3 protein-coding genes are annotated in these 2,710 nt (G+C 68.4%); all 3 read right to left on the bottom strand.

All coding sequences use genetic code 11. The annotated features are described in order from the left end of the window. Positions 1–216 (bottom strand): acyl-CoA dehydrogenase family protein (locus G3N99_RS37905; RefSeq protein ID WP_206124932.1); only part of this gene is annotated, 216 nt, incomplete at its 3' end. A 14-nt stretch (positions 217–230) separates the two neighbouring features. Then, positions 231–1,439 carry an acyl-CoA dehydrogenase family protein gene (locus tag G3N99_RS37900; RefSeq protein WP_206124931.1) on the bottom strand — a complete coding sequence of 403 codons (1,209 nt, stop codon included), beginning with the start codon at positions 1,437–1,439 and terminating at the stop codon, positions 231–233. Positions 1,440–1,468: 29 nt separating this feature from the next. After that, positions 1,469–2,710, bottom strand: a 1,242-nt coding sequence (locus G3N99_RS37895; protein ID WP_241012054.1) for a 3-hydroxyacyl-CoA dehydrogenase, incomplete at its 5' end; no start/stop codon positions are given.

Genomic DNA, 2,710 nt, shown 5'->3' with positions numbered 1-2,710 from the left:
GGCGATGTCGAAGCCCGCGCCGCCGAACCCGCCGTCGGCTTCGGAAAACAGCGCGCCGACGGTGCCGAGTTCGGCAAAGCGCTGCCACATCGCGCGATCGAACCCTTCGGCCGACTGCGCGATGCGATCGCGCACCGGGAACGCGTACTGTTCGGCGATGAAGCGGTTCAACGTATCCGCCAGCATCCGGCGGTCTTCTGTGTGCTGGAAATCCATCGTCGCGTCCCTCGTTACAGCCCGAGCATCATCTTCGCGATGATGTTCTTCTGGATCTCGTTCGAGCCGCCGAAGATCGACAGCTTCCGGTTGTTGAAATACTGCTGCGCGGCGCTCGCGGCTTCGTCCGGGCCGACCGGCTCGCCGTCGTAACCGGCATCGAGTGCTGCCTCGACGAACGGCTGCGCGTACGGCCCCATCGCGCGCCGCATCAGCGCGGTGATCTCCTGGCGGATCTGCGTGCCGCGGATCTTCAGCATCGAGCTTTCCGCACCGGGCGCGCCGCCGCCCGCGACCGCGGCCAGCACGCGCAGGTTGGTCGTGCGCATGTTCTCGAGTTCGATCTCGACGCGCGCGACGCGTGCCGCGAAGAACGGATCGTCCGCGAGCGGCCGGCCGTTCTTCGTGACCTTCGCGGCGACCGCGCGCAGCCGGTCGAGCGCGGCCGTCGAGAAGCCGATTCCGGCGATGTTGGTGCGCTCGTACGTGAGCAGGTATTTCGCGTAGGTCCAGCCGCGGTTCTCTTCGCCGACGAGGTTTGCCGCCGGCACGCGCACGTCGGTGAAGAACACCTCGTTCACCTCGTGCTCGCCGTCGAGCGTGATGATCGGGCGGACCTCGACGCCCGGCGTGTTCATGTCGATCAGCAGGAAGCTGATGCCCTCCTGCTTGCGCACGTCGGTCGCGGTGCGCACGAGGCAGAAGATCATGTTCGCGTAGTGGCCGAGCGTGGTCCACGTCTTCTGGCCGTTCACGAGGTAGTGCTCGCCCTGCGCGTCGATGCCGCGCACCGCGCTCGTCTTCACCGCCGCGAGATCGGAACCGGCGCCCGGCTCCGAGTAGCCCTGGCACCACCAGTCGGTGCCGTCGAGGATGCGCGGCAGCCAGTGGCGCTGCTGCGCTTCGTTGCCGTACTTGATCAGCACCGGGCCGAGCATGTTCACGCCGAACGGCACGATGCGCGGCGCGCCCGCGAGCGCGCATTCGTTGTCGAACAGGAACTTCTGCGCGACGCTCCAGCCAGGGCCGCCGTATTCGCGCGGCCAGTGGCTCGCGAGCCAGCCGCGCGCGTTGAGGATGGCATGCCATTCGCGCATGTCGTCGCGCGTGAGATGCAGGCCGCCCTTCACCTTGCGCGCGATGCGCTCGGGCAGTTCGGCTTGCAGGAAGCGTTGCACTTCCGTGCGGAAGGCTTCCTCTTCGGGAGTGAAATTGAGGTCCATCTTCGGTCCGTGGCGAATGCGGTGGGCGATCAGTCGATGCGGTTCAGGCTCGCGAAATCCGCGCCGCGCGCGACGAGATCGACGAGCAGCGGCGACGGCTTCCAGAACAGCGGATCGTCCTTCGCGAACGCGCGGATATCGGCGAGCACGTTCGCGAGGCCGACCGTGTCCGCGTAATGCATCGGGCCGCCGCGATAGCGCGGGAAGCCGTAGCCGTACAGGAACACCGCATCGACATCGAGCGGGCGCAGCGCGATCTTCTCGTGCACGACGTTCGCGCCTTCATTGATCATCGCGGCGAGGTAGCGGCGCAGGATCTCCTCGTCGGTGAACGTGCGCGGCGTGACGCCCTTCTTCGCGCGCTCTTCCGCGACGATCGCCTCGACTTCAGGGTCCGGCGTGCCGACACGCGCGCCGTCCGGATACAGGTAGTAGCCGCGCGCCGTCTTCTGGCCGAACCAACCGCGCTCGCACAGCCGGTCGGAAATCTCCACGTAGCGCGCCCGCGGGTCGCGCGTCGCCGCGCGGCGCTTGCGGGTCGCCCAGCCGATGTCGCCGCCCGCGAGGTCGACGACCTGGAACGGCCCCATCGGGAAACCGAACTCGCGCACCGCGCGATCGATCTGGTACGGCGACGCGCCGTCTTCCATCAGATAGTCGGCTGCCGTGCGATAGACGGCGAGGATCCGGTTGCCGATGAAGCCGTCGCACACGCCGGCACGCACCGGCGTCTTCTTCAGCTGCTTGGCCAGCGCGAACGCGGTCGCGACGACGTCCGCGCTCACGCGCGCCGGCACGACGATCTCGAGCAGCTTCATCACGTTGGCCGGCGAGAAGAAATGCAGGCCGATCACGTCGGCCGGCCGGTCAATGCTCGCGGCCAGCTCGTCGATGTCGAGATACGACGTGTTGGTCGCGAGCACCGCGCCCGGCTTGCACACGCGCGCGAGTTCGGCGAACACGGCCTGCTTCACGGCCATGTCCTCGAACACGGCCTCGATCACGACGTCGGCCTGAGCGAGCGCGTCGTACGACGTGCTGCCCTTGAAGCGCGCGAGCCGCGCGGCGTGCGCGGCCGGCGTCATCCGCCCTTTCGCGACGAGGCCGTCGTACACCTTCTCGACGTGCGCACGGCCGCGTGCGAGCGAGGCTTCGTCGCGTTCGATCATCGTCACCGGCAGCCCGGCATCGAGCGCCGCGACCGCGATGCCCGCGCCCATCGTGCCGCCGCCGACCACGCCGATCCGCTCGACCGGTCGCGCGCTCGCGCA

This window comes from Burkholderia sp. Ac-20392, from assembly GCF_017104585.1.
GTDB lineage: Bacteria > Pseudomonadota > Gammaproteobacteria > Burkholderiales > Burkholderiaceae > Burkholderia > Burkholderia lata.
Note: the sequence above shows the minus strand (reverse complement) of the source record. Positions and strands in the feature narration are given on the sequence as shown.